Annotated in this window: 2 protein-coding genes; both read left to right on the top strand. The window is 32.8% G+C overall.

What is annotated here, in order from left to right:
* Nucleotides 1-1,638: AAA family ATPase (locus M901_RS06130; RefSeq protein ID WP_021277312.1), on the top strand; the 1,638-nt coding region annotated here is incomplete at its 5' end.
* A gap of 8 nt (nucleotides 1,639-1,646) precedes the next feature.
* Complete coding sequence (locus M901_RS06125; RefSeq protein WP_011079936.1) at nucleotides 1,647-2,954, top strand: HNH endonuclease; 1,308 nt, start codon at nucleotides 1,647-1,649, stop codon at nucleotides 2,952-2,954.
* Nucleotides 2,955-4,251: the final 1,297 nt, after the last annotated feature.

The following is a 4,251-nucleotide window of genomic DNA, read 5'->3' as shown; positions in this document are numbered from 1 at the left end:
GATGGTTTTAGTGCGATAGTTGGGCCTAACGGCTCAGGAAAATCTAACGTTTTAGAAGTACTTACGCATTTAGTTTGTCTAAATGAGTTCCCCTCAGACGGGAACAATGCCTCAGGTTTTCTGATCATTGAACGGTATAACTCTGGGTGTGACTCGGATCTCGTTATGATAACTAATAACAATGATTACACATTTAAGAATGGTGAAATTTCAAATAACATTAATTTTACAGAAAAAAAAGCCATTTATTACAATCCAATAGATGAAAATCACAGGCCAATAAATATAAAGATAGATGGAAGAAACCTATATCGTATTGGAGGTGATCCCGTACATAATAAGTTCAAAAATTCTAGTACCACAAACAATGTAAAGCAATTCGCAAGTTTTAAAGAAAGTATTGGTAATTACGACATATTTGAACAGATTTTCAAGAACTCTCACGCAAGTTATGTACTGCAATATGAGGAAATTAAAAATAAGGTTAGTTCATACTTATCTGCAATGGGGATTGGGGGCAATGCGATAAGACATAAGTGGTTTAGAGAACTCAAAACGGAGACGAGAAAAATATTAGATGATGATAAGTTTAGCATTAACTACTTTTATATTTGTTATTTTTTCCTTTTCGCTACAAAATTCATTGAAAGAGAACAAATTAATGGAACTAAGTTAAAATATCACAAAGATGACATTTCATTATTATTTACAATACTTAGATTTGGTATTAATAATGATAATATTAAAAATGCCCAAGATAAAGCTCAATCTTTTTTGGAAGATCTCGGCCTTCAAAGCCATTATATTGAGTTTCATAAGTATGTAGGCCAAACTAGACATAAATTAGATCTCATTTCTGATTGTTTTCAAGAAAACGAAGTTTATGGTGGTTGTATCATTATCCCCTTCAATCAGCCTGGAAAGCTTGATTTACTTAAACACCTAGTTGATGGAAATGAGTTAGAAGAGTTAGGAACTTACGAGATCAGCGGTGATAATATTTTCTCCTCTGTCTGTATCGATGGTTTGAGTTCAGGTGAAATGAATATCATCAACTTCATTGGAAATCTTGAGGAGAAACTCGACTATTTTACTAATATTCAGCCTATTGTGATTTTTGACGAAGTTGAACACACGTTTCACCCAGAGTGGCAACGCTTATTAATAAATACACTTATTAAAGTGTTCGAAAATAAGAGAGTACAACCTCAGGTGGTGTTAGCTACGCATTCTCCGTTTATTTTATCTGACATCCTAAATAAAAAGACACTTTCATTAGGGAATCATAATGATATCAATGTAAATACATTTGCAGCAAATATTCATGACATATTAAAGTCTCAATTTATTTTACAGCGTTCAATCGGAGAGCATGCGGCAAATATTATAAAAAAGATAGCCGTTCAATTAGAAGATTTAGATACTAACAGTTGTGAAGAGTACAACTTAGAAACTATTAAAACGATAGAGTTAGTAGTGGATCAAGTCGGAGACCCACTGCTAAAAAGGGAATTACAATCCCGACTCGATCGAGTTAAAATACATCCTAGATCTATTAAAGGGCGTATTTTATCTCTTCTGGATGAAGGCTTAGACGAAAGGCAACTTTTAGCTCGTATCAAATCAATAGATGAATAAATATAATCATGTTTCTTATTAACAATGCAACCATTATCGATGCAATAAAAAAACACAAAGCGCATTTTAATCAACGACCATCTCAAATAAATATCTATACGGTTTATTTATCTAGAAATTTTGAAGAAATAATAACTGGCACGCCTGAAACTTTATTGAAAATTCTTAATGGTTTTTTTGACAAAATTAAAGATGACTTAGTCAGTTTACCTATCTCAGATCAACTTAAACACAAATATGTTCATATTAGTGGTATCAAGAAAAAAAGCGGAAAAATTATTGATGTTGAGCTTACTTTTGAATGCCCTATATCACTAAGATCATTTTGGGATGCGCTGGACAACCATCTTGGAACTAATGCCAACATAGATTATGCTATTCAAGCTTTAGATAACATTGATTATCAATTGAAATGTCACTTAGATATACATACTTTAAATCGCCAAAAACTCAGTGAATATAAGAGGAAAAGTAAGAATCTTAGATCTGGAAAAACAGTAACAATTCTTGCGTCAAAATTAAATCCTTACCTTAATGAAAGGCTAATTACCTGCTATGTGGAATGTAAGGCAGTGTTTGATTACGATCTGTTTAGAGAAAAAAGTTTGGAATGGTGTGCGTACTCATTGACCAAGTATGTAGCGCCTAGGATTTGCCCTTATTGTAATCGGAATTTTACTCCAGTTGTTGTCATAGATAAAAATGATGAGGCAAGACCTGAGCTTGATCATTTTATTCCTAAGTCACTGTTTCCGATGTTTGCTGTTTCTTTTTATAACCTGATACCTGCTTGCCACAATTGTAATCATACCAAAGGTAACTACAATGTGATCAATATCGACGCTCGAGGAAACTTGTCTTATAACATATCACATCCGTATTTGGTAGAAGATGACCTTAGCGAAAGGAAAGTATTTACTATAAAAAATAAGGCCCAAGATATTGGTATATTTTTTGATTACAATTCTCAAGAAAAATTACAGATAGCTCTTGAGCCTAACTTACCCTTCAAAGTTACTAACTCCCTGTCTATATATAAGTTAGCCGTGGCAACTGAAAATGGGCTTGAAGGTTATTATAGTCATCATGATAAAGAGCTTATCACCAGCCTAAATATGGTTAGAAAGTACCCTGATACTGCCATTGAGTCTATCGTTAAATTGTTTAAAGGAGAACAACAGATTATAACACCTCAATCAATTGGAAATTTAAAACGCTCATTGCTACAAATGGTTATTCCAGAAAACGCAAAAGAAGAGACCTTGGGAAAGTTGAAAAAAGATATACTCACTGAACTACTTATGCATCTTATATGATGATATGAAAATGGAATTGTATTAACTATTTTACTAACTCAATTAGACGATAGTACTTTAGTGCATTTTTTCCAAAAACGCGATAAGTCCGCAAAGAAATCGGATTGTGATGGCGTATAAAATGTCGATATTTATGAATGTTTTAGATGACTAAACTGATTATTTGAATACATGCTTCTACCCAAATCAAGCGTGAGAGATGCATTAGAGATGGGATATCGTAAGTCATTCATGATGCCTCAAATTATTCGAGTTATCGATATTAGGGCAGATGATCTAACAAGGTTTTGTCCAAAAAAGAGTTTGAATCTAAGCTAGGATTAACTGACTAACGAAGTAGAGCAATGTTCACTCTTAATAGAAAATCTACAGAGCACAGCTCTGTAGCCTAGCTAACCGCTCTCTTAAATAGATATGGTATCACTTGAAATGATGGGGTATATGCATTCAATAAATTCCGTGAAGATAAGGTCAGATTAAATAATTATCGCGGTTATCAAGAACACTGTTCTCATAAATTCATAACTACATTAAATTTTGTTTTTTGTTTTTTGTTTTTTGTTTTTTGTTTTTTGTTTTTTGTTTTTTAAATATGAAAAAACAAGTTATGTTTGAACACTGTTCTGAAAATTTTAGTCCTGAGTTTAACCTTTATATCCCCCACAACAATACAAATCGATCGGCAGGATGAATGCTTTCTAGAAGCAGAAAACAGCCACAGCGAACCAAAAAATCATTGAATTACAAAGCGAAATTTTTTGATGCACGAAAATTACATTGCAGACGAAGCAGACAAACGTCTCTGCACGAAAGCTTTCGCTACGTGCGAACAAATAAAGAAGTGTCACACGAAGCACTAAAACTGTCTTTTGCGACACAGCAATTGCTCTCTGCGACAACGAAAAAAAATCAACAAGAGCAAACTTTGCTCATTTGTTTTTAATTTTTCAGTCTTGCTCCTTATATTAAAGCTATAACCGTTATAATAGTTATAACAGTCATAATAGTTATAACAGTCATAATGGTTATAACATATTTTTTTGAGGGAATGTAGCCTTATTTAGGTCCAAGGATTAATAATCCATTGAATAAAAACGACAATATAAAAACAATTATTATTCAAACAAGAAAACTCAAGGCATTTAATAGAGACACTATTCCACGAAAAATCATGCTGCTTGCCAGCATGAATACATTTAGTTATTTACCTATTTGGCAATCAAATTATTATAGTTGACCCTCTAGTGCTAAATAATTTTATTCTTCAATTTGTATACAGCAGTTCGTGACACACCTA

It is taken from the genome of Bacteriovorax sp. DB6_IX, from assembly GCF_000447775.1.
Taxonomy (GTDB): domain Bacteria; phylum Bdellovibrionota; class Bacteriovoracia; order Bacteriovoracales; family Bacteriovoracaceae; genus Halobacteriovorax_A.
Note: the sequence above shows the minus strand (reverse complement) of the source record. Positions and strands in the feature narration are given on the sequence as shown.

Excerpts from the sequence above, each read along its gene's own strand:
- M901_RS06125 (WP_011079936.1), top strand. The coding sequence starts at position 1,647 with ATGTTTCTTATTAACAATGCAACCATTATCGATGCAATAAAAAAACAC.